The organism is Sporolactobacillus caesalpiniae, from assembly GCF_040513385.1.
Lineage (GTDB): Bacteria > Bacillota > Bacilli > Bacillales > Sporolactobacillaceae > Sporolactobacillus.
In genome coordinates, this window is sequence record NZ_JBEVCB010000007.1 from 110219 (window position 1) to 134267 (window position 24049).

Consider the following 24049-nt stretch of genomic DNA (forward strand, 5'->3'; position numbering starts at 1 on the left):
TACCATTAAATTGAGCCGAATTTAACGCTCAAGATTGCTTATTTCTTGAATGCCCATTTCTGGAAATTAGCAACTGTGCCTGGCCAGTAAGATGAAGCACCGCCGTAAGCAAGGTCTTTACTCTTCACAACGACTTCATGATCTGAATAAAGCGTAACGACAGGCATATCTTCTTCCCAAATCTTTTGCAGTTTGCTGTAGATTTCTTTACGTTTCGCACTATCCGGTTCTGATTTACCTTGTTCAATCAGTTTAATTGCTTCTGGATTTTTGTATTTCATAAAGTTGTAAGCACCATTCGGTCCGTACAGAGCAGAAACATCCGGATCAAGGTTGAATGTAAATCCGATCAGAAGCAGATCGAAGTCCCCAGCTTTACCTTTTTGCATGATGGTAGGGAAATCATAGGTTGTTTCTTTCACTTTAACACCGATTGCTTTGAAGTTCTGGACAATGATGTCGGCAGATTGTTCACGGACTTTATTACCAATCGGCACAACGAAGTTCAATGTTTTATTAAAGTCCCAACCAGCGTCTTTCAGCATTTGTTTTGCTTTCTTAGGATCATATTTGATCACATTTGTGCTCTTGTCGAGGTAAGGGCTCTGTGATGTGTAAGGTCCATCGACAATTTCTCCGTTTCCTTTGAGCAGCTTGTCGACAATTTGCTGACGGTCAATCGCGTAGGCAAGTGCTTGGCGAATTTTGGCATTCGGCAAAGTCTTGGTATTATACTGCATCGTTTGGAATCCGATCTGCGGATGAATTTCCGTTGTTACATTCTTAAGTTTCTTAGCTGTTTCAACATCTTGGAACGGCAGGTTGCCGATACCTCCGGACGTATTCGCTTGGATGGATCCGGATTGGAGTTCACTTAAAAGGTTCGGTGCTTGCATGATCTTAATAAAGAACTTAGGTGTTTTTGGTTTGCCAAGATAGTAGTCATTGTTTGCTTTGTATTGAATGTACGTATTCTTGCTGTATGTGACAAATTTATAAGGTCCGTTCGTTACATTTGGTGCCTGAACATATTTGCTCTTTGAGAAGTCTTCAGGAGCAATGTCCTTAAGTACATGCTGTGGCATCGTAATAATCTTCGTACCAATCATTTCTTTAATGTAATTAGGGTCAACCGGTTTCTTTGTTTTAAAGGAAACCGTATGTTCGTCAATTTTTTTCAGATTCGGGATCGTTTTTGCGCCGCCGGTCAATTTACCGTTACCATCAAGACCGGTCAGTGTGGACAAGTTCGAGCCAACAGCAACTTCAGTTTTCGGATTGGCAATTAAGTTAAATGTGAACACAACGTCATCAGCAGTTACCGGCTTGCCATCGGTCCATTTAGCCTTAGGGTTCAATTTAATGGTATAGGTCTGATTGTCCGATGTGTCGATTGAGTTTGCCAATTTCGACTGAAACTTCAGTGGTGCAGTCATATCAAGAAAAGCATCCAACATCACGCGAATTGCGAACTGACCGCCGATGTCGCCTGTGTTAATCGGATTAAATCCGCCTGGAGGATTGACCGTTCCAATATACATCGTATCTTTTTTCTTGCTGCTGCCTGACGATCCGGAACCGCCGCCACAAGCGGCAAGAAGCAGAAGCGACATAACCATCAGTGAAGTAATCGCATAGTTCAAAATACGTTTTGGCATCGATTTGTGTCGGTTCATTGTGTTGTGCATCCCCTTTTTATATGTTTTATTTCGCATTTTGCGACTCAATAGCATCGCGAAGTCCGTCACCGATAAAGTTTACCGAAAGAACGGCCAGCAAGATCATTAAGCCCGGCGGAATCCACAGCCATGGCTGCGAGGATAATACCGTAATCGATTCCGCTTGTGTAAGCATGTTCCCCCAACTAGCTGCCGGAGGCCGAACCCCCATCCCTAGGAAGCTTAACGACGCTTCCATAATAATGGCCGAAGCGACACCGAATGTTGCGTTAACAAGAATTGGTGCGAGTGCATTCGGAAGTATGTGCTGAAAAAGAATCTTCGGCGTCGAGTAGCCGAGGGCAACACCTGCCTTTACATAATCCATTTCTTTTATTGAAAGCACACTGCCCCTGACTAAACGGGCAATGGCCGGCCAACCGAGAAGACCAATGACTAGTGTAATGTTAAACAGGCTTGGTCCGATAATACTTACCAGCACAAGAATGACCATAAAATACGGAAAGGACATAAACACATCGGTCAAACGCATGATGAGCATATCGATCCAGCCGCCGAAATACCCGGCGACTAACCCTAAGACAATACCAATTGCAACGTAGATCGCAACCGCACCGATTCCAACCGTGATCGATACTTGAGCCCCATAGATAAGACGACTCATTACATCACGCCCTACCGGATCGGTACCGAGCCAATGCGCTGCAGACGGCGCTGCCTCAAATTCGTTGAAAATTTTTGCCGGATCCTGAGGCGAGATCACCGGCGCCAACAGGGCAATCAAAAGAATTAAGAGAAAGACGATAACGCCTACGCATGCAAGACGATGCTTCAAAAAGCGCCGCGTAATCATATGTAGATACGTTTCTTCTTTTTCAATCGGGACGACCATCTGGCCTGACGTTTCAGCACCGGCCATTTCCGGCACATTTTTGTTCGGATTTAATTTCATCGCCATGTCACCTGCTCCTCCTTAGTCATACCGTATTCTTGGGTCGGCGACAGCATAGAGAATATCTGTCAGCAAGTTCGCAAAGAGTACGGTGCATGCTGCAAGCAGATTAATCGCCATCAGTGTCGAATAATCTCGGGATGTAATGGATTGGATGGTGAGCAACCCAAGTCCCGGCCATTGGAAAACCTGTTCGGTGACAATCGCGCCGCCAATCAAGAGCGGAATGTCGATCCCGATTACGGTTATGATCGGTATTAATGAATTTCTTAATGCATGTTTATTTGTGATCAAGAATTGTGACAATCCTTTTGCCTTAGCTGTCCGCAGATAGTCTTTGCCTAATACATCCAACATACTGGAGCGGACATACCGCACCATGTTGCCGCCGATACCTGTAGCAAGCACAAGAACAGGAAGCACAAGATGATTGAACGTATCAATAAAACTGCCGTCTCCACCAAGCGTATTCATACTTCCGGTCGGGAACCAGAGCAGTTTGCTGGCAAAAACATAAATGACACCAAGTCCTAGGAAAAAGTGAGGTACCGAAATACCAAAGAAAGAAAATCCGGTAACCAGATAATCAATCCAAGAATTCTGCTTTCTCGCACAGATGATGCCGAGCGGAATAGCAATCAAGTAGCCAACAATAAGCGAAACACCCATCAGAAGAACGGTTGGTCCAACATGAGCCATCAGAATCTGTGTCACTGGCTCACGTGTTGAATAAGAAAATCCAAGATTTCCGTGCAGCAATTGAACGAGCCAGTTCCAGTATTGCACCCAAACCGGTTGATCAAGACCAAGCGCATGCTTTGTCGCGGCAAGCTGTGCCGGTGTTGCAGACGGATTGACCATCATATCGACCGGATTTCCCGGAGCAAGATTAATAATGAAAAAGTTCAGTACGGTTACCCCGAAAAGTACGGGAATGGCAATCAATAGTCGCCGAATAATGTATTGAAGCACCTAAATTCCTCCTTTCAAGCATTTCTTTCATCAATGGGAAAATGACAGGCAACGCGATGTGCTTTACCGGTCAACTCCGGAACTTTTTCACGGCAAATATCCTTTGCGAAAGGACAGCGAGTATGGAACACGCAGCCGGTTGGAGGATTTGCCGGACTCGGAACGTCGCCTTCAATGACCATCTGATTCCGATTCCGTTCATGCGGGTTCGGAATGGGATAGGCATTCAGCAAGATATCTGTATATGGATGCTTGGGGTGTTCAAATATTTCCCGTGTCGTCGCAAGCTCCATGACCTTTCCCAAGTACATAACGGTTATCCGGTCGCTGATATACTTGACGGCACCCAGCCCATGCGCAATAAAGACATAAGTCAGATTCAGACTTTTTTGAAGATCCTTGAGCAGGTTAAGTACCTGTGCCTGAATCGACACATCAAGTGCTGAAACCGGCTCGTCGCAGATAATCAATTTCGGCCTCAGCATTAGTGCGCGGGCGATACCGATACGTTGACGCTGGCCTCCGGAAAATTGATGCGGATAACGGTTTTTGTATTGCTTTGGAAGTCCGACAATCTCCATAATTTCATTAACTTTTTTATCTGCCTCTTGCTTCGTTGCCAGCTTGTGTGCGAGCAGCGGTTCAGCAAGCAAGTCGCCAATCCGTTTTCTTGGATTCAATGAAGAGTAAGGATCCTGAAAAATGATCTGCAGATCGGTACGCAGCTTTCTCATTTCTTTATGAGATACATTTGCCAAATCTTTTCCTTGAAAAAGAACTTGTCCGGCTGTCGGGTCTTCCAGCCGCACCAATGAACGGCCCGTTGTCGATTTCCCGCAGCCTGACTCGCCGACGATACCCATCGTCTCGCCCGGGTAGATATCGAAGCTGACATCGTCAACGGCTTTGACATAGCCTACCGTTTTAGATATAACGCCTTTTTTTATTGGATAGTACTTTTTCAAGTGCTTGACTTGAAGCAATGGTTCCTGATCCAGCGGCATATTCACGAGCTCACTTCCTTTTCAGCGTGCTTCTTTTCATAATTTTTCTCCTCATTTTCGTAGAGGAAACAACGAATGCTGTGCGCCTGTTTGTCCTCTATTGATTTGAGCTCAGGCTTTTCCGCCAAGCAGCGCTCCATTGCATGAGGACAACGATCGTAGAAACGGCAGCCTTTCGGCATGTTTCGAGCACTTGGTACCGAACCTGGAATGGAATTAAGGCGCATGTCGTCCGGATTGGTTATATGCGGAATTGATTTCATCAAGCCGAGTGTGTATGGGTGCTTCGGATTATCAAAGAGCGTATACACATCGGTTTCCTCGACAACCTGTCCCGCATACATAACAGCCACCTTATCGGCCATTTCCGCTACAACCCCGAGATCATGCGTAATCAGAATGATGGCTGTATTGGATTCTTCACGCAGTTTCTTCATTAATTTAAGAATTTGCGCTTGGATCGTTACATCCAAGGCCGTTGTCGGTTCATCGGCAATCAGAAGCTTTGGCTTACAGCTAAGCGCCATTGCGATCATCACCCGCTGTCTCATCCCTCCGGACAGTTTGTGCGGGTATTCATCGATAATGCCTTCAGCTCTTGGAATACCTACTTTTTTCAGCATCTCAATAGCGTATTTCTTTGCCTCACTTTTCGAATACTTCATGTGAAGCCTAATTCCTTCAGTCAACTGATCACCAATGGTAAGCACTGGATTGAGTGAAGTCATCGGTTCCTGAAAAATCATTGAGATATCGTTTCCACGAATCTTTCGCATCTGTGCTTCTGTGGCCTTCGCAAGATCCTTGTCTTCAAAAAGAATGGATCCTTCTGTAACCGAACCATTACGATCCAAAAGATGCATAATTGAAAGCGATGTTACTGATTTCCCGCAGCCTGATTCGCCGACAAGGCAGATTGTTTCCCCTTCTTTCAAATCGAAGCTCACTTCGTCAACTGAAGTAACAGGTCCCTTATCTGTTTGAAATTCGGTTTTGATTTTGTCTACCTTTAAGAGTTCACTCAAAACGTTGACCCTCCTCATTTTTTCCCGACAGCCACATTCCCGGTTAATTCTGGTATTTCTTTGGCGCAAAGATATTTATCAACCATCGATAGGAACGCCTTGCCTGCGACAAGCATTACACGTTCATCAAAATTAAACTTTGGATGATGGTGCGGATAGCTTGCGCCGACCTCAGGATTCCCCGCTCCGGAAAACCAGAACATGCCGGGCTTTTCCAGCAAAAAGCTTGAAAAATCTTCTCCGCCCATTTGCGGAGCAATTTCAACAGCCGTTCCTTCGCCAAATGTTTCATCCATGGCCTTCTTGAAAACGTCGGTTTCCTTTTCATGGTTGAAGACTGCAGGATAACCGTCATGATAAGCCACATGTCCCTGCGCATGGTACGCGGCACATACATTTTCAACAATGGACGCCAATTCTTTTTTTATTGATTCGCGAACAGCCGGATCAAAAGTTCTCACTGTTCCTTCAAGAACCGCCGTATCGGCAATCACGTTCGGAGCGACACCGGCATTAAATTTGCCTATGGTCACAACAGCCGCTTTCTGCGGATCAACTTCTCTTGCAACGATCATTTGAAGCTGATTGACAACCTGAGAAGCGACAGCTACAGAATCAATGGACAGATGAGGCGCGGATCCATGTCCGCCCTTTCCTTGAATGCTGATTTTTATGTAGTCTGCTGCAGCCATGAAATAACCTTTGCGATAGCCGATCGTTCCAAAAGGAACCGTACTCCAAAGATGTGTTCCAAAGACCAAGTCGACATCATCTAAGCAGCCATCCTTAATCATCGCCTGAGCACCGCCCGGAGGATATTCCTCAGCAGGCTGGTGAAGCAGTACGACATCGCCCGCGAGTTCACTCCGATGTTCTTGGATCACTTTAGCCACGCCAAGCAAGGTTGATGTATGGCCGTCATGTCCACAAGCATGCATTACATTCGGTACCTTCGATTTATATGGAACATCTGTTTCTTCATCAATCGGAAGTGCGTCAAAGTCCGCGCGCAATGCAACAGTCAACCCTGGTTTTGCACCATGAATTCGAGCAACAATCCCATACCCGCCGACATGCGTCTTAATGTCGGTGATTCCAAAACTCTTGAGTTTCTCCAGAATAAAAGCCGCGGTTTCTGTTTCATGATAAGAGAGTTCAGGATGCTGATGGAGGTAGCGTCGCCACTCTACCATCGTATCGAAAGATTTTTCTAAATCGTCAGACCATGAATCGTTCATTTTCTGACCTCCTGCTAAGAAATTAATTACTAGTAGTAACAATGAGAACAATGAAATTATAGACTATTTTCAGAATTCGCAAAAACTATAAAGCAATTATAAATGACTTGAAACTATTAGTCAAAAAAATTATTAAAATAATAAATGATTTTCACAAAAAATGTGACTTTTCCTTACATGAAGTGAGCTATTCTTTCATAATAAATTCTTTTTGTATCTTTTTTTGAATAAAGGACCAATATATTTCGAGATATGATAGAATTTATTACAATGATAATAAATTTTTGAGAATTTGACAATACACATTAAAAAAATTGTTCAAAATTTTATCACAGTTGTAGTATTCTAGTAACAGCACTTAGTTACAATTCGTTCAACAAAGGTCCTGTTTTTCTATCAATAGAGTCTACTAATCTAGGAGTGATCATTATGGGCGATCAAAATCTAAGTGGTGACACGGTCATTCGCGATTTACGTGCGCTTCCCCAAGTTAAAGACGCATGTGATTTTCTCATTGCGGACAATGAACGGACGACTTCAGAGCAAATTGAGTTAACGTCAATTCCTGCTCCCCCGTTCAAAGAATCAGAAAAAGCATTCTGGATGGCCAAACGATTCAGAGATCTTGGTTTGCAGGAAATTCATACAGATGCTGAAGGAAATGTATTGGGGTGCATTCAGGGAATTGATGATGAGAGGAAAGTTGTGGTTTCCGCTCATCTTGACACGGTCTTCTCAGAAGGCACAGTTGTTGAACCTGTGATTAAGGATGGAATCGTCTTTGCGCCGGGCATTTCAGATGACGGCAGAGGTCTTGCCGTTCTGCTCACACTGATTCGTGCGATCAAAAATTCCGGTATTAAGCCGGTTCGCACCCTGCTTTTTGTCGCCACGGTCGGAGAAGAAGGCTTAGGGGATTTACGTGGAGTAAAAGCACTTTTCAAGACCCGCGCCGATATCAGCGGTTTTATTTCGATTGAACCCGGAAGTCCTAACCGTATCACAGCCACCGCTGTCGGCAGTCACCGTTATAAAGTTGCTTTCAAAGGTCCTGGCGGTCACAGCTTCGGCAATTTCGGCATTCCAAGTGCGATTCACGCGCTTGGACGAGCAATTGCTCGAATCAGCGACATCGAGGTTCCTGCCGATCCGGTCACTACTTTCACTGTTGGTACAATAAGCGGGGGTACTTCAATCAATTCAATTGCACAAAATGCGGAGATGGGACTTGATATGCGCTCGGTATCGCAGGAGGCATTGATTGAACTAGAGACTAAAGCTATTGCTTGCATCCATCAATCCGTTGCAGAAGAAAACGCGCGTTGGAACAAAGGCGAATTGATACAGGCTGTGATTGAGCGCGTTGGTGATCGTCCGGCCGGTTCACAGGCAGAAGAGGCGCCTGCTGTTCAAGCAGCAATCGCCGTCCTCCGCGCTTTTGATCTTGAACCGGAACTCCTGCCCATGAGTACGGACTCCAATGTGGCGATCCACTTGGGCATTCCCGCGCTCACTTTAGGCGGCGGCGGTGATTGCGGCGGCATGCATACGCTGGAAGAATTCTATAATCCGGAAAAAGCGTACGTTGGCGCCCAAACGGTTCTCTTAACTGCACTTGCCTTCTCCGGTATTGCCGATGCAACGCCATCAGTTTTACACTAACTTTACTTAATTTTGCTTAGAACCGCATCTCGCGGCTTTAATAGATTAATTAGCTAAACTACATAAAGGAGACTTCCCTTTGACAACAACAATCAAAGACATTGAATTAGAACAAAAATTGATTGAACACCGTCATCAGTTGCACGAAAATCCCGAATTGTCCTTTGAAGAATATGAAACAACCAAAGCATTGAAAGGTTGGCTGTCTGAAGCCGGTGTCGAGATGCTTGACTTGCCTCTAGAAACCGGGGTTCTCGCAGTCATTCGAGGAGAAAAACCAGGCCCGGTCATCTGCCTGCGCACAGACATCGACGCCTTGCCGATCCAAGAAGCGACAGGTCTTCCATTCGCATCCAAGGTACCCGGCAAAATGCATGCTTGCGGTCATGACTTTCACACCGTTTCAATTCTTGGCGCGACATTGCTGCTGAATGCGCGCAAAGCCGAACTCGAAGGAACGGTTAAAGTAATTTTCCAACCGGCTGAAGAAAATGGCGGCGGTGCAGTGAAAGTGCTGGAAACCGGGGTCCTGGATGATGTACAAGCGATCTTCGGTATGCATGATATGCCGCATCTTCCAACAGGAACGATCGGTATCAAACCTGGCCCTCTAATGGCCGCCGTTGATAAATTCACGATTGATGTGGAAGGAACGGGAACTCATGCCGCAGCTCCGGACAAGGGTATAGACTCTATTCTCGTCGCGGCGCACATCATGACCGCGCTTCAATCCATTGTTGCTCGAAATATCTCGCCGCTGAATAATGCAGTTATCAGCGTCACACGTTTGGAAGCTGGAAACACCTGGAACGTGCTTCCACAAACAGCCCAGATGGAGGGAACTGTGCGCACGTTCCAGGAACATGTGCGCGATCAGATTCCAGCAAAAATGCAGCGCGTCGTTGAAGGCGTAGCCGCAGGACTCGGCGCAAAAGGAACCTTGCATTTTACAAAACTCGGACCCGCCACGATCAATAACGAGAAGCTTGCAAATTGGGCTGTTGAGACTGCGAAAGCGTCAGGATTAAATGTGATCACACCAACACCTTCAACTGCCGGCGAAGATTTCGCCGAATATATGAAGAAGATTCCCGGCGCTTTCTTCTTCATGGGTGTTTCCGGAAACTCAGGGCTGCATCATCCGGACTTGATCATTGATGAGAAAGCGATTCTGCCAAGTGCCAAATTCTTTGCAAACCTGGCCGTCGACATGTTGAAAAAAGTCACCGATCTGTAATCGCAAAATACAGCTCAAAATGAAAGGCACTGAACAACCGTTAAACGGTCGTTCAGTGCTTTTTAAATGAGAAAAAATAGGTACCGCACTGTTCTGAAGTGATGCAGTGCGCAAAAAAGACGGACGGCGCAGTAAAAAATTTCGTATTGTTCGATTGAAGATCTGTTCTACGATTGATATTCGTTACGGTCTGAGCTCATTCGTTACAACTTTTTCGCGATTAGTTACTAGTTTGGAAATTGGTTACTACTTTCGAGGAGTTCGTTACGAATTTTTCTCTCTTCGGTTCAACTTTCCATAGGTTCGGTTCAACTTTCCCTCTCTTAGGTTGAACTTCCCAGGGATTGGGTTTAACTTTTTGATCGTTCGGTCATTTTATATGTTTTCGGTCTAACCTCTTTTTGGAGCAGATTGCTGCGTTTCTTTTGTCTACTATTCAGAAAGTCACCTAGACGACCCACTACCAACAAAAAAAGGACCGTTGTCTCAGCCCGGTCCTTACGTTACTCTTTTCACACACTTCCATGCACTTTTTTTACTTTGCTAAGATAGCGATATATGGATGCCTCCGAGGTGCATAGTTCCTCAGCAACAATACTGACAATCCCCTTTAAGAGAAAAATGCCGTTTTCATTTAATTTCTCAATGATTTCCAGCCTCTCTTCTTGAGACATTCGTTCCGGAGGAATATTCACGCCGCCAACGATCTCTTTAATACTCGATTTAGCAAGATCCTCAATTGAGGGGCTCAAATGTTCAACTGCCGGCGGACTCTTTTTCTTTGCTGGTTTACAAACGCCAACAAATTTATTCAAATAGTCAATCACCTGTTCCATTTTTCTGTAGTCAATGTTGATACAAAGCATACCGATTATCTCGTCTTTTGAGTTGCGTATGAAGAAAGTTGACGAACGTAAAACCGTTCCGTCTTTGGCAACACCCTCATAATTGGTGATAAACGATTTATGTTGCGATCTTCCTTCCTTCAACATCTTAAGAATCAAATTTGTGACTGGAGATCCAATTTCTCGTCCACTTAAATTTGTTTCGCTAATCGCAACCACCGAATTTTCGAGATCCGTTACATCATGGAGAATGATTTCTATATCATCTCCAAGTACTTCACCTAGAAAATCGACTAAATCTTTGAATCTTTCCAACTCCGCGTTAATAAAACCACCGCCCTACTGTTCATCGAATCACAAGAAAAAATAATTATCACAATAATAAATCAGTTATATTTATTTTCCAACATCCATCTGCACTTGTCAATCTACCCGTTTCATCAACCTTTTCAGCTTGAGTCCGCTGTTCGCATCTTCACAGAAGCTTTCGCCCATTCGCTCCATGCATAAACGACTATAGACAGCCAAATAAAGAGAAACGATAACAGCTGAATCCGATCAATCGGCTCATGGAAAACAAAAAGTCCGATGAGGAAGGCAGCAGAAGGAGTCATATATTGGAAAAAACCGATCATGGTCAGCGGGATACGTTTCGCTCCTTCCGCAAACCAGATGAGTGGAAGCGCTGTGAGCACTCCTGCGCCAACCAAAAGTAATCCTGTGCTCCCCGAGAAGAGAGTTATGGATTCCGGCGTTCGAATTCCATTGACGACGAGAACGATCACTGCAAACGGGACCATCAACATCGTCTCAATGGTCATACCGACGTAAGCCTCAAACACGACAAACTTTTTGCACAGGCTATAAACACCGGAAGTCGCGGCAAGAGCTAAAGCAAGCCATGGAATATGTCCAAAATGGAAGGTCATTACGAGGACACCTATGATTGCAAGCGCAATAGAAATAAGTTCCCATGCTCCTGCATGCTCTTTTAAAAAAAGGATTCCCATCAGCATACTAACAAGTGGAATGATATATAGACCCAGACTTGCCTCAATCACATGTGCATGTGCGACCGCCCAGACATAAATAATCCAGTTAGCACTAATGGAGATTGAGCTCGCCAGTACAAGCAGCAATTGTACCGGTTGTTGGATAAGCCATTCCGTTTGATTTCGCAACGTCCCAAACTCCCTGCGCATGAGAATCACTACAAGCATGAATACGAACGCCCAAACAATTCGATGCGTAAGTACCTCGCCGGAGTCGACTGAACCCAGCCATTTCCAATAGATTGTCAGAAAACCCCATATAAAAAAAGCGAAAAAAGTATAAAGGACGCCGGAGCGCATTTCATTATGTTTATTCATAACTGAAGCACCGGAAAATGATCAGCCATGCATGGATCTCTTGAGTCGAGCTCTCTGTTCATATGAACCCACCTTGTCAGCTCAAAAAATCAATAGCGATCTTCTTGTATATTTGAATAGAGTCGAAAAACGGTGCACGGGCAACATATTCATCCGGTTGATGAGCGACCGGCGGATAGCCCGGTCCGACAACGGTAATCGGAAATGTTTTTTCTACTTTTGAAAAAAAGGCGCCATCCGTATAACCCGAAAACCCGTAAGGTTCAATTTTCTTGCCGCGCACTCCTTCAATGACTTTAACAAGACTCTGAACGAATTCATCGTCCTTTGGTGTTTTTACCGGATTCATATCATTGATAATCTCAACCGTTGTATTCAGTTCGGGAACATCCTCTTGCACTCCATCAATGATTGCTTGAATGGATGCGATGATCGTCTCGTGGTTTTGCGATGGTAAGGTACGCATATCTATTTCTACCACGCATTTATCCGGAATGACATTTGTTCCGTTTCCGCCCCTCATCACGTCAATGCTGGACGTTGGTTCACTGAGCAAATCATCCGGTTCATAGTCAAACTGAAACTCAGATTGAAATTTTGAGAGAATCGCAATCATATGTTCATTGGCGTTAATTCCATGGCTTGGTGTTGATCCGTGGCCTGTTTTCCCATAGGTTGTCAACCGAACCCAAAGCGCACCTTTTTCGGCAATGGACAGTTCATTATCAGTCGGTTCACCAATCACTACTGCGTCAAGATTATCCGCATACCCTCCGTTGACCAATTGCTCGGCACCGATTGATGAGGTTTCCTCCCCCACAGTCGCAATGAATTTGAGCGTGCCGTTAAGCGGGGCCGCCTCTTCCTTCAACTCAATCATTGCTGCAATCATCGCCGCAAGACCGCTCTTCATATCCGAGGCGCCGCGTCCATAAATCTTTCCATCCGCTTCCTCGGCACCAAACGGATCGTGGTCCCAAGGAATCTCGCCGACCGGAACCACATCCATATGCCCCGTGAATGCAAGCACTTTCCCAGGTTCCGTGCCGTTTAGCGTTGCGATCAGCTGGTGCCGATTTTCGCCATAAGTGACAACCTCCGTATCGATCCCTGCCGCCTCAAACAACGGCCGGATCAGAGCAACCGCTTCCGCTTCATTACCAGGAGGATTTGTCGTGTTAATTTTCAATAGATTTTTGAGCAACTCAATCGCTTTCTCGTCGTTCACTTATTCTGCCCCACTTCTGATGAATTTTAAGATCATTATTTTTGCATGTGATAAAACCGCTCATTTCATCACAATCAGGCCAATCATTCAGCGAACAGTACCACTTAGGATTATTTTAAACGAAAAGGTGAGTTTCGTCATCGCTTAATCTTTCCAATGTTCAGAATAATAATTACCTTCTTTCTCTGGATTATGACTCCTCCTTTGAGCTCCAAAAATTTTCTGATCGGCTGAATCATCACGTCGTCTCTTTTTGAACCCGCAATTATGTAGAGGCATAACCTTAACAACAAGTATAGCAAAATTCTGTCGATTTCTGCAGTCCCAATAAAAATTTTATAGTCTAAGAGATTTATTAAGGAAAAACGAGCAAAGCCCGATCCTTACTTCCGCAGGAAGCAGTGACTTTCGCGTTGCTTGCAGGACGTACTTCCACAGGATGTGGTGACTTTCGCGTTGCTTGCAAGACGTATGCGTACTTAGCGAAAGATCCATTTCCATTACACTTAGCGAAAGTTCCTTACATACGAACGTTCCTTTGCTCTAAGACCGTTTTGAAGCATCAACCTTGTCTTGAACAGACATTTCTAGTTCACACTGGTAGGAAAGTATAAGAAAACATTTAAAAGAAACGAGTGTAAGCGGTCCGAAAAAACGCCGCGTCCTGCGGCTCACCGGACACTAGGCCGTCCATGGCCGTCGCAACTAAGGCTTCGCCTTCGCCAGGGGCTTGGCGAAGCCAAGTTTTCTAATAAATCATTTGGTTCCTTAATTAAGTAATGCGGCCGGAGTGAAATAAGCGGAGATTTTCCGGTTATATGCATCCCTGGTAGAGTTAGTCTTAATAGTGGACATGTCAAAATGGGATTTCGTATGATTAAACTATCCTAAAAAAGGGCGTGTTCAACTATGGCATACGATCGTGAGTATCGGGAATATGTCGCAAAATTGATTGTGGATGACGGGAGGGTTGCCCGCGAAGTTGCCTATGAATTAGAACTGTCCAAGAGTACGGTAAGCCGCTGGGTGGGAGACTACCGAGAGTCGTTAAAGCAGAAACATCAACCGTATCGGACGCAAAAAGAAATCGAACAACTTCAAAAAGAACAGTTAAAAGAAATTGCACGACTTAAAGAGGAAAACGAAATCTTAAAAAAAGCCATGCACATCTTCACTCAAGGCCGTCAGTGAGGTACAGATTCATTGAAGCTCATCGAGATGAACATTCTGTAGTGTTGATGTGCAAAGTCTTGAACGTATCGAAGAGCGGTTATTATAAATGGAGTCGCGGCGAGCGACAGGAAACGGATACCAAGCGAAGGCGTAAACGAAAAGAATTACAGCGTCGGATCAAGCAAATCTTTTATCATAACCACGGACACTATGGCAGTCCACGCATCCATATTGCCCTGGTGCGTCAAGGGTTTATTGTGTCGCAAAAAACGATTGCACGCGAGATGAAAGCAATCGGACTGAGGGCAACGCCAAAGAAACGCTATGTCGCAACAACCGACTCCAAGCATGATCTAAAAGTCTATCCTAACCTGTTGAATCGTCAGTTCCAACAAGAGGCACCGAATCAAGCCTGGGTCACAGACATGACCTATATTCGGACACTGGCAGGATGGGTGTATCTGGCCTCAGTCATCGACCTGTTTTCACGGAAAGTGGTCGGCTGGTACATGGACACGACGATGAAAAAGGAGCTCCCTTTGCAGGCACTCAAGTTAGCGATTGAGAAACGCCAGCCGGGTAAAGGTCTCATTCATCACTCAGACCAAGGCTCCCAGTACTGCGCCAACGAGTATATCGCTCTGATGAAAAAGCACCAGATGCAGATTAGTATGAGCCGCAAAGGCGATCCGTACGACAATGCTTGCATGGAGTCATTCCATGCGACACTGAAGAAAGATCTCATCTATCGGAGGCGCTTCAAATCACGTGAAGAGGCCATACAGGCGATTAATCACTATATTTACCGCTATAACACATATCGGATGCATTCAAGTCTGGGTTACTGGTCACCAAACCAATTTGAGAAGATGCATGAGCAAGCAGGGAGATCTCATAAATGACCCAAACGGGTTTTCTCATGGACAGTTGGTCCTTTCAACTTTCCATGAGAAAAGCCACACCAAGCGAAGCGCGGTAGGCATTTAGTTAAACTCAGTTTCAAATTTTTGTGTCCACTTTATTGACAGAACTCCATGGCGCTTGGTTCATAGGTAAATAAGGGTAATTTTTCCGCTTATTCACAGAAAAACCCTCCATTTTCACGTTTTTCGATTCGATAAGCGGAATTTCTCCGTCTATTTAAGCTATTTTCTCGTTTATTTTCGAATTAAGCGGAATTTTTCCGTTTATTTCTCAGATTGGGTACTTACCTGATCGCCCAATCAAATCTTATAACCTTATCGTCGTCCCGGAAAGCCCGGTCCTTGGTTGTCATTCTGTATAAAACTTTGATCCATCACCTTGTGACTTGAACGACACTTCAGCTGCTCGCTTGCCGCGGGCGCATCGCGAGCCTCCTCAAACAGGCAGGAATCTGCAGGGTCTCGTCGGCACCTAATCCCGCAGGTATCTCGTACCTCCGCTTTGATTCCCGGCCAAGACACTGGCTTATTGGTTTGATACAGGGCAGAATCATATACTTGCCAGAAATCATCGCCGAAACCATTCCACTTCTCTACCTGCAAAAGAGTTAACAATCATGGTCAGTCACTCAATGCCATTTGCCGAATGTTCAGGGGTCATGGCCTTTAATTGGACAATAAATTCGCTGCCCGAGGGCTCAATATCCTTGACCCGAATTGTGCCGCCATCCAGTTCAATCAATTCTTTAACAATCGCAAGTCCCAGTCCTGAGCCTCCGTGTTCACTGGATCTCGCTTTATCTAGCCGGTAGAAACGCGCAAAAATATTTTCTTTTTCTTCATCGGGAATTGTAGTGCCCGAATTTTGTACGCGTATATATGAAAATTCATGATCGCCAGTGACCGTGAGTTTAATCCACCCGCCATTCGGCGTATATTTGCGCGCGTTGCCGAGCAAGGAGACGATCACCTGATGTACATAATCCTCATTCGCCCAGGCATAAATTCCATCAACAACATCGGTAGTAAACTTCTGCTTAAGACCTGGCGCATAGTCCGCGATCACATTATTTGCAATCATCGACAAATTGACTGCCTCGAGTGCCTTTGACTTACGGTCAAGACGTGCGATCATCAAAAGTTGGTCGATCAATCGCTGCATACGTCTTGATTCCTGATCGATAAAATGAAATGACTTCTGAATCAGTTCAGGGTGGTTCGTTCCGTGCCGATGTATAAGCTCAACATGGCCACGTATTGCCGAAAGCGGCGTTCGCAATTCATGGGAAGCATCTGATACGAATCGCAACTCACGCTCGATCTGCTCATCAAGCTGGCCCATAAGCTGATTAAAGGATAAAGCGAGCTCGCGTACTTCTTTCGGTTGATCCGGAACCGGTACGCGCTGTTTTAAATTATTTGTTTCAGTCACTTGATTGATAAACCGAGTCACATCCATGAGCGGCCGGCTTAGTTTCCGCGACAGCTGGTAAATCGCCAGCGCCCCAATCAAAATGCCTAATAAAATGCAGACGGCAAGCACTTTAATCATCACGACGATAAATTTGTGTATACTGATCATGCGGACATACAAATCAAAGGTGTAGCCATTGTATGACGCTTGATGATGGTAGATGGGAACAAATTTCTTTTTAAATGAAATGGATGAAAAAAGGGAGAGCTTGAACAGATACGCGTTATTATCCGTAATACTCTCACTGCCCTTTGAATAAATCGTTTTACGATCCGGCGTCTTAATGCGGACATAAAAGTCGGGATGCTGAACATAGAGAATCGTTTCAATAGAATCTGTCCAATCCGGATTTTTTTCACGCGATTCGACAATCAACTGTTTTTCCACATACTCGACTTCCTGTTCAGTACCCTTGTAGAGCTGATAACTGACGATCGAAAGGACGGCGACTCCGATAGACAGCACGGTCACCAAAAGAATCAAGATATACCAGAAGTTCATCTGAAAGAGCGTCGTTTTCTTTTTTAATCTGAAAATTGTCAGCCATGTTCTCATTCGTCAACCCTCAGTGCGTAGCCGACTCCCCGAATAGTGTGGATCAGTCTGGCTCGCTGATTTTTGTCAATCTTATTGCGCAAATAGCGGACATAGACGTCGACAATATTGGTCTGTCCCATATAATCAAACCCCCACACTTCAGAAAGCAGTTCATCACGGGTCATGACCTTGCCTTCGCTTTTCATCAAAGCAGAGAGAAGGTTGAATTCACGCTGCGTGAGATCGAATGTTTTACCCTGACGTGTCGCCGTTCTTTTTTCAATATCCAGGTATAAATCTCCCACCTGATAAATATGACGTGCCGCTGCGGCATAGCTGTCCCTCCGCCGAAGAGCCACTCGAACTCTGGCCAGCAGTTCCTCAATCTCAAAGGGCTTTGTGATGTAATCATCCGCCCCGCCATCAAGTCCCGCAACTTTATCACCAACATAATCTCGAGCAGTCATGATGATGATCGGAACCAGACTCTTTTTCCGGATGCGCCTGCAAACTTCCAGTCCATTCAGTTTCGGCAGCATCAGATCAAGCAAAACCAGTCCCCACTTTGATTCGTCCTGAAAAAAAAGATCGAGAGCCTGTACCCCATCATAAGCCTCTTCTACCACATAATTCTCAAAGCCTAATTCAGTGGAAACAAATGAAGCAACACTCTTCTCGTCTTCAACAAGCAGTATCGTTATAGTTTTCATTGATCTTATCCATCTCTTCTAAGGTTAAAAAATTGATCACTATCTATTCAGACCGTTTAGACACCTTCTATTATAACGATTCCTTGCAGGAGCTGTAAGAAAAAAACATGAGAATTGAATGAGAAAAATCTCATGATAATTTCATACTGCATTTGTTACGACGTTACAATTCACGTTTAAGATAGGCATTGTAAAAGGTTGTTCCTGATCTGAACGAAGTGGAACAGTAGGAGGACTATCGCCAATGAATAAACCAATTCTGACAATCGTCGTTCCATGCTATAACGAGGAAGCGGTCCTAACTGAGACAGTATCGCGGCTTCGTGACGCTTTGGCGCGCGCTTGCAGGGAACAATTAATCTCGCCGCGGAGCACCCTTCTATTCGTCGATGACGGAAGCCGCGATCGAACATGGACGGTCATTAAACACTCCATAGAGGACTATAAAGAAGTAACCGGTCTGAAACTCAGTCGCAATTTTGGCCACCAGAATGCCCTAATCGCAGGCATGGAGACAGCGAATCAATACTCCGATTGCGTGATAACAATTGATGCCGATCTGCAGGATGACGTAAATGCGATTAACAACTTTCTGACCAAATACCATGAAGGGTTTGATGTCGTTTACGGCGTTCGCAGAAAACGTGAGACGGACACATTTTTCAAGCGAAACACAGCGCTGCTTTTTTACAGGATTATGGAGCGCCTCGGTGTCAAAATGATACCGAACCATGCTGATTTTCGTTTACTAAGCAGACGGGTTCTTGATGAGTTTGTCAACTACCATGAGGAGAATGTTTTCCTGCGCGGCATAATCCCGTTGCTTGGTTTTAAGAGCACCGAAGTATACTACAATCGTGCCGAACGTTTTGCCGGAGAAACAAAATACCCTCTGAAAAAAATGATTAATTTCGCCATTGACGGCATAACCTCCTTTTCGATTGTCCCGATCCGGATGGTGACCGTTCTGGGGGGAACTGTTGTCGGAGTCGGGTTTCTGATCGGCATGTATGCGCTGATCCAGCATGTTCTCGGTCACGCGGTCAGCGGATGGACATCAATGATCCTTTCGATTTGGCTGATTGGCGGCATGCAGCTCACGGCAATCGGCGTCATCGGCGAATATATCGGTAAGATTTTCAAAGAAACCAAACATCGTCCGCGCTATACCATCGAAAAACAGTTAGTATCAGCACCAACTAAGGATCGTTTTAAGACAACAGCACTTTGAGACGGTGTTTGATCCGTCCTCGGATGGGATGTGGCGACTATTTTACGATTAAAACACCATTTGCTTTCGCTATTCGACATTGCGTTTGCATCATGTTTTCTTTCCGTTCTAATCATTAGCTTTCTTTATCCATTAATTTTCAAACATAATCATGGACTCTTGCAAACAGCGCTTTCTCTTGCGCTGTTTGCACTGATTGTTATTCTTTTCTTTCTCGCTGTTTATCGGTGGCTCGCACGATTGACGGACCCGGTGATTACTAAAATTTCAGCCGGTCTATTTTTTATTATGCTGCTGTTCGAAGGCGCACTGATCATCGCTTTTCACTCGATTATGCCGCCAATCATTGATGGGGGGCACACCTATGCGGAAACGCTCTACTTGCTTGCTCACGGTCACGCATCAGGAAGTATTTATTTTCAGATTTACCCGAACAATATACCGGTCACGTTACTGCGATACTTTCTTTACCACGTATGCGGTTTTGCACAGATAACGAGCTACATGGTTATTGATCGCACCTTTTGCGCCCTTATTTTGTTTATTGGTATCTTTCTGTCCTGGAGACTTGTAAGAGAATTAGTTGATCCACGAATGGCATGCATCTTTTTATTAGTTACCATGACCTGCCTGCCGCTTTTCTTATACACGATGTACTTTTACACCGACACTGCAGCAATCTTATTTCCCGTATCGCTCCTTTATCTGTGGTATCTGTACAGGAAAACAATGAAGATCCGCTACATGTTACTTTTAGGAATGACCCTTGCCATCGGTTATTTGATCCGGCCAAATCTGATTCTGTTTCTGCCGGCTCTGAGCATCTATATGTTCTTTGTGTTGAATTGGAAAAAGGTGCTGATCAATCTCGCAATCATCGGCATACTTATCGGCGCATTCGGTTTCGCTTCTCAAAAGATTGAACACCATTTCGGCTACGTTCCGAATGCATCTTTATCCATGCCTTCGATGAACTGGATCATGCTCGGACTCTCACGTGACGGCGGTTATAATCGTTATGATTATGAGTTGATCAGGCATCAGCCTAATCAGGCGGCAAAAAAACAAGTGGCAAGCATGCGCATTAAGCAGGAGACTGAAAAATACGGTTTGTCCGGACTCATCCGCCTGTGGGGAATTAAAGCCGCCCGGACATGGGGCGTAGGCGCGCACGGCTATTACTGGTATACCCACCTCTCCAGCCGCCCGACCAATGCCTATCAATATCTCTTCAATCATAAGAATCAAGTCACGCTTTTTATTATCCAGGTCTTCTACATAGTGAACATTCTTTTGCTGGTGCTCTCTGTTTTCCGCTATTTCCGAACCAAAAAAGCAGACCTGAATTTGTTGATCCAGCTCTGCCTGTTCGGAAACTTTATTTTTTACGTTTTTGTCTGGGAGGCGGAGCCGCGCTATAGCCTGCTCTTTACGCCGTTTATTCTGCTCGGCAGTATGTTCGGTTTTGAAGAACTCACACAGGCCTTAACTGTTAAAAAGGGAGGAAAATTACGTTTTGCATTACAGGGTAAAACGCTTAGGCTCATACTCACAGGAAGCCTGCTTGCGGCAGTCATCCTATGTGCATACATGGGATTTTATGCGTATACACAAATAAAATCGCCGCAAAGGACGTACATTGTCGACCAACGCTACTCGGTAGGAAACAAGGGCATAGCCGTTGACTCGCATCATTCTATCGTTCAGACATTCCATTCGACCGGGCGGTACAACCGCATTTCCATTGGCATACGTCGTGTAAGAAGAAAGGGAACCTATCATGTCGTTGTGACAAGAAAGCACACGGGGAAGATCATTTTTTCAAAAAGATTCCGTATTTCTAAGCCGCTCGGCCGTCTGACCTTTAAATTAAACCACGTAACTCCTGCTTCCGGAGAGGATGAAATTAGAATCTCTCAAGTAAAAGGAGAATCCGGTTCTTCCCTAATTCTCGCCATGAGCGGCAAGGGCTACGGACAGCGCGATGCCTACCCGGGCGGCCGCTTAATACAGCGCGGCACTCACGGCAACAAAAAAGATCTCCAATTTAATGTCTATCAAACTGCGAATCAGCCTTACCTCAGCGAATGCGCCTATATATCTCTTTTTATTCTTCCTATTCTGATGCTGTTCTGTTATGCCTCTGTCGCGCTCACCATGGATGAGACGGAAGCCAGCAACAAGGATCATGAGCAGATGCGGCGTTCAAAGGCAGCGCCTGCGGTTCACGATCAGCGGTTGCCTCGAACTAATAATTTCTAAGCCATTCGTCCGAATCAATAAAACGTTTCACTTGAATCGACCCTATGGACATGCAGCCCATAGCACAAAAATGAACCCGAGCAGCAACGCTCTCGGGTTCATTTCATTTAGTGTGGGTGATCAGGACAATCGTGTTCTGAAGTCTTCATAGTTAAATTGCTTAATGACGTGAATGCCGTCCTTGTCGTTATACGATGCAATGGCGGGCAGCGCAATCCCGTTAAATGTGTTATTTTTAACCATCGAATAAATCGCCATATCGCAAAATACAAGCCGGTCGCCAACATGAAGCGGATGATCAAAGGAGTAGTCGCCGATCACATCGCCGGCAAGGCAGGTTGGTCCGCCAAGCCGGTACGTATAGGTCCGTTCTCCCGGTTTTCCGGCATCAATAATCTCCGGTCGGTAGGGCATCTCAAGCACATCGGGCATGTGGCAAGTAGCTGATGTGTCGAGAATCGCGATTGGCATTCCGTTCTCGAACACATCAAGCACGGTTGAAACCAGATAACCGGTATTCAATGCGACTGCTTCCCCCGGTTCAAGGTAGACCTCGACATCATACTTTTCTTTGATCGCAGTAATACATCGGGCAAGTCGGTCGAGGTCATAATCTTGGCGTGTAATATGATGACCGCCGCCGAAGTTTATCCATTTCATATTCTTGAGATACGTTCCGAACTTGCGCTCTACTGCTTCGAGCGTGTGCTCAAGAGCATCTGAATTCTGTTCACATAGAGTATGAAAATGCAGCCCGTCAAGTCCATCCAGAGCGTCCGGATCAAAGTTTGCCTCGGTCACCCCCATGCGCGAGAACGGTGCGCACGGATCATAGAGCCCGGTTTCTACTTCCGAGTACTCCGGATTGACGCGCATCCCGCATTGAATCGAACACGAGGCGCGCTTCACCTGATCCTTAAATCGCGCCCACTGGCTGAATGAATTAAAGACGATATGGTCACTGACCTCAAGTATATCGGCAAAATCTTTTTCATCATAAGCCGGCGAGTAAATGTGCACTTCCTTACCCATCTCCTCGCGCCCCAGCCGTGCTTCGTATAAAGAACTGGAAGCGACTCCGCTCAGATAGGTTCCGATCAACGGATAGAACGCGAACATTGAAAACGCCTTTTGCGCCAGCAGAATTTTGCAGCCGGTGCGATCCTGCAGCTGCTTGAGGATCTCCAGATTCTTTACAAGTAACCGTTCATCAACGAGATAACTTGGCGACGGTGCGGATGTAAAATCAATCTTCATGCACAGACTCCTTAATCAATCAGCGCCGGAGCAAAATCTTCGTGCCACGGCAAGCCAAATTTATTCAATGCGTCCATGAACGGATCCGGATCGAACTCTTCAATATTGAACACGCCCGGCCGTTTCCATTTACCGGTCATCACCATCGAAGCGCCGATCATCGCCGGAACGCCGGTTGTGTAAGAGATCGCTTGAGAGCCGACTTCTTTGTAGCATTCTTGATGATCACAGACATTATAGACGTAGTAAGTGCGCGGCTTGCCGTCTTTAATGCCTTGGAAGATGCAGCCGATATTCGTTTTGCCTTTTGTTCGCGGTCCGAGTGAGGCCGGATCCGGCAATACGGCTTTCAGGAACTGCAACGGAACAATCTGTTTTCCTTCGAATTCGATTGGTTCGATCGAAGTCATTCCGACATTTTCCAAAACCTTAAGATGTGTGAGATAGCTTTGCCCAAAAGTCATCCAGAAACGGATTTTCTTAATGCCCTTGATAGTGAGCGCGAGTGATTCCATTTCCTCATGATGCAGTAAATAAATATCCTTTTCACCAATTTGAGGAAAATCATAGACGGATTTAATGGACATCGGTTCGGTTTCAATAAATTTACCGTTCTCAAAGTAACTTCCGTTTGCCGTCACTTCACGAATGTTGATTTCCGGATTAAAGTTTGTCGCAAATGGATAGCCATGATCACCGGCGTTGGCGTCAAGAATGTCAATCGAATGAATTTCATCGAAATAATGTTTCTGCGCATATGCGGAGAATACACTGGTCACGCCAGGGTCGAATCCGCTGCCGAGCAGGGCGGTAATACCTGCTTCTTTGAAGCGTTCACGGTATGCCCACTGCCATTTATATTCAAATTTCGCGGTATCTTCCGGTTCATAATTGGCTGTATCTACATAGTCTACTTTGGTCGCCAGACAAGCGTCCATAATCGTTAAATCTTGATAAGGCAACGCAACATTAATAACAATGTCCGGTTTCACTCGTTCAATCAGCGCAATCAATTCGGGGACATTGTTCGCGTCTACTTGCGCCGTCGTTATTTTCGTCTTTCCGCCATCAAGCTTTGCCTTGAGCGCGTCACATTTTGAAACGGTGCGGCTTGCAATACAAATTTCTTCAAACACGTCCGAGTTCTGACAACATTTATGTACCACAACGCCCGCGACACCGCCCGCGCCGATAATTAATGCTTTACCCAAATTAAACGCCTGCTTTCTATAATGTATTCAATCAGATACACATCATCTATTTGTGTATC

19 protein-coding genes are annotated in these 24049 nt (G+C 45.3%); 6 read left to right on the forward strand and 13 right to left on the reverse strand.

The window, feature by feature from the left end; translation table 11 throughout:
- Nucleotides 1–38: 38 nt before the first annotated feature.
- The 6 genes from ABWW58_RS14780 to ABWW58_RS14805 are packed head-to-tail and all read right to left on the reverse strand — an operon-like array spanning nucleotide 39 to nucleotide 6870.
- Nucleotides 39–1676, reverse strand: coding sequence for an ABC transporter substrate-binding protein (locus ABWW58_RS14780; protein WP_353869840.1), 1638 nt, complete (start codon nucleotides 1674–1676; stop codon nucleotides 39–41).
- Nucleotides 1677–1704: 28 nt separating this feature from the next.
- The gene (gene opp4C / locus ABWW58_RS14785) at nucleotides 1705–2637 is read right to left on the reverse strand and encodes an oligopeptide ABC transporter permease (RefSeq protein ID WP_353869841.1); all 933 of its coding nucleotides are present in this window, start codon (nucleotides 2635–2637) and stop codon (nucleotides 1705–1707) included.
- Nucleotides 2638–2652: 15 nt separating this feature from the next.
- A complete protein-coding gene (locus ABWW58_RS14790) occupies nucleotides 2653–3603 on the reverse strand; it encodes an ABC transporter permease (protein WP_353869842.1) in 951 nt (316 codons plus the stop codon).
- A 14-nt stretch (nucleotides 3604–3617) separates the two neighbouring features.
- Nucleotides 3618–4607 (reverse strand): ABC transporter ATP-binding protein, encoded by a 990-nt coding sequence (locus tag ABWW58_RS14795; RefSeq protein WP_353870016.1) that lies wholly within the window; start codon nucleotides 4605–4607, stop codon nucleotides 3618–3620.
- A gap of 2 nt (nucleotides 4608–4609) precedes the next feature.
- Nucleotides 4610–5632, reverse strand: coding sequence for an ABC transporter ATP-binding protein (locus tag ABWW58_RS14800; RefSeq protein WP_353869843.1), 1023 nt, complete (start codon nucleotides 5630–5632; stop codon nucleotides 4610–4612).
- A gap of 14 nt (nucleotides 5633–5646) precedes the next feature.
- A complete protein-coding gene (locus tag ABWW58_RS14805; RefSeq protein ID WP_353869844.1) occupies nucleotides 5647–6870 on the reverse strand; it encodes a M20 family metallopeptidase in 1224 nt (407 codons plus the stop codon).
- Nucleotides 6871–7299: 429 nt separating this feature from the next.
- Between ABWW58_RS14805 and ABWW58_RS14810 the strand changes: the two genes are divergently transcribed.
- Both ABWW58_RS14810 and ABWW58_RS14815 read left to right on the forward strand, forming a co-directional pair.
- The gene (locus ABWW58_RS14810; protein ID WP_353869845.1) at nucleotides 7300–8532 is read left to right on the forward strand and encodes a M20/M25/M40 family metallo-hydrolase; all 1233 of its coding nucleotides are present in this window, start codon (nucleotides 7300–7302) and stop codon (nucleotides 8530–8532) included.
- 79 nt (nucleotides 8533–8611) lie between these two features.
- Nucleotides 8612–9769: an amidohydrolase gene (locus tag ABWW58_RS14815; protein ID WP_353869846.1), complete on the forward strand. Its 1158-nt coding sequence runs from the start codon at nucleotides 8612–8614 to the stop codon at nucleotides 9767–9769.
- A gap of 512 nt (nucleotides 9770–10281) precedes the next feature.
- Here ABWW58_RS14815 and ABWW58_RS14820 read toward each other — a convergent pair.
- The 3 genes from ABWW58_RS14820 to ABWW58_RS14830 form a co-directional block, all read right to left on the reverse strand.
- Nucleotides 10282–10929, reverse strand: coding sequence for a helix-turn-helix transcriptional regulator (locus ABWW58_RS14820; protein WP_353869847.1), 648 nt, complete (start codon nucleotides 10927–10929; stop codon nucleotides 10282–10284).
- Between the two features lie 134 nt (nucleotides 10930–11063).
- The gene (gene rarD / locus ABWW58_RS14825; RefSeq protein WP_353869848.1) at nucleotides 11064–11984 is read right to left on the reverse strand and encodes an EamA family transporter RarD; all 921 of its coding nucleotides are present in this window, start codon (nucleotides 11982–11984) and stop codon (nucleotides 11064–11066) included.
- A 76-nt stretch (nucleotides 11985–12060) separates the two neighbouring features.
- The gene (locus ABWW58_RS14830) at nucleotides 12061–13212 is read right to left on the reverse strand and encodes a M20 family metallopeptidase (RefSeq protein WP_353869849.1); all 1152 of its coding nucleotides are present in this window, start codon (nucleotides 13210–13212) and stop codon (nucleotides 12061–12063) included.
- Between the two features lie 909 nt (nucleotides 13213–14121).
- Here ABWW58_RS14830 and ABWW58_RS14835 point away from each other — a divergent pair.
- A complete protein-coding gene (locus ABWW58_RS14835; protein WP_353869484.1) occupies nucleotides 14122–14403 on the forward strand; it encodes a transposase in 282 nt (93 codons plus the stop codon).
- Nucleotides 14400–15287, forward strand: a complete 888-nt coding sequence (locus ABWW58_RS14840; protein WP_353869485.1) for an IS3 family transposase — start codon at nucleotides 14400–14402, stop codon at nucleotides 15285–15287. The genes ABWW58_RS14835 and ABWW58_RS14840 overlap by 4 nt, the downstream gene beginning before the upstream one ends.
- 646 nt (nucleotides 15288–15933) lie before the next feature.
- Here the strand turns inward: ABWW58_RS14840 and ABWW58_RS14845 are convergent.
- Nucleotides 15934–17337 (reverse strand): sensor histidine kinase, encoded by a 1404-nt coding sequence (locus ABWW58_RS14845; RefSeq protein WP_353869850.1) that lies wholly within the window; start codon nucleotides 17335–17337, stop codon nucleotides 15934–15936.
- The gene (locus ABWW58_RS14850) at nucleotides 17334–18029 is read right to left on the reverse strand and encodes a response regulator transcription factor (RefSeq protein WP_353869851.1); all 696 of its coding nucleotides are present in this window, start codon (nucleotides 18027–18029) and stop codon (nucleotides 17334–17336) included. The genes ABWW58_RS14845 and ABWW58_RS14850 overlap by 4 nt, the downstream gene beginning before the upstream one ends.
- 244 nt (nucleotides 18030–18273) lie before the next feature.
- Between ABWW58_RS14850 and ABWW58_RS14855 the strand changes: the two genes are divergently transcribed.
- Nucleotides 18274–19260: a glycosyltransferase family 2 protein gene (locus tag ABWW58_RS14855; RefSeq protein WP_353869852.1), complete on the forward strand. Its 987-nt coding sequence runs from the start codon at nucleotides 18274–18276 to the stop codon at nucleotides 19258–19260.
- Nucleotides 19261–19290: 30 nt separating this feature from the next.
- Nucleotides 19291–21522, forward strand: a complete 2232-nt coding sequence (locus ABWW58_RS14860) for a glycosyltransferase-like membrane protein (RefSeq protein WP_353869853.1) — start codon at nucleotides 19291–19293, stop codon at nucleotides 21520–21522.
- Between the two features lie 120 nt (nucleotides 21523–21642).
- Here ABWW58_RS14860 and nspC read toward each other — a convergent pair whose 3' ends face one another.
- Nucleotides 21643–22779: a carboxynorspermidine decarboxylase gene (gene nspC, locus ABWW58_RS14865; protein ID WP_353869854.1), complete on the reverse strand. Its 1137-nt coding sequence runs from the start codon at nucleotides 22777–22779 to the stop codon at nucleotides 21643–21645.
- An 11-nt stretch (nucleotides 22780–22790) separates the two neighbouring features.
- Complete coding sequence (locus ABWW58_RS14870; protein WP_353869855.1) at nucleotides 22791–23990, reverse strand: saccharopine dehydrogenase family protein; 1200 nt, start codon at nucleotides 23988–23990, stop codon at nucleotides 22791–22793.
- Between the last annotated feature and the right edge of the window lie 59 nt (nucleotides 23991–24049).